This is a genomic window from Bradyrhizobium sp. CCBAU 51745, from assembly GCF_028128715.1.
GTDB classification, from domain to species: domain Bacteria; phylum Pseudomonadota; class Alphaproteobacteria; order Rhizobiales; family Xanthobacteraceae; genus Bradyrhizobium; species Bradyrhizobium manausense.
In genome coordinates this window covers 1-510 of the sequence record NZ_LBJP01000022.1, presented here as the reverse complement: position 1 = coordinate 510, position 510 = coordinate 1, and the positions used below count along the sequence as shown (strand labels likewise).

Genomic DNA, 510 nt, shown 5'->3' with positions numbered 1-510 from the left:
GGGCGATGAGACGCTGGAGAGCAGCCTAGAAGAGAGGGATCTGGGGGTCGTGGTAGACAGCAAGTTGAATATGAGCCAGCAGTGTGCCCTGGCAGCCAGGAGGGCCAACCGTGTCCTGGGGTGCATCAAGCACGGCATCGCTAGTAGGTCGAGGGAGGTGATTGTCCCGCTCTACTCTGCGCTGGTGCGGCCTCACCTCGAGTACTGTGTGCAGTTCTGGGCACCACAGTATAAAAAGGACATGAAACTGTTGGAGAGTGTCCAGAGGAGGGCTACGAAGATGGTGAAAGGCCTGGAGGGGAAGACGTACGAGGAACGGCTGAGGGCACTGGGCCTGTTCAGCCTGGAGAAGAGGAGGCTGAGGGGAGACCTCATCGCAGTCTACAACTTCCTCGTAAGGGGGTGTCGAGAGGCAGGAGACCTTTTCTCCATTAACACCAGCGACAGGACCCGCGGGAATGGAGTTAAGCTGAGGCAGGGGAAGTTTAGGCTGGACATCAGGAAGGGGTT

The 510-nt window shown here is 58.0% G+C and carries 1 protein-coding gene; it reads left to right on the top strand.

Annotated elements, in window-relative coordinates; all coding sequences use genetic code 11:
• Positions 1 to 510 (top strand): hypothetical protein (locus XH98_RS12895; RefSeq protein WP_271618803.1); only part of this gene is annotated, 510 nt, incomplete at both ends.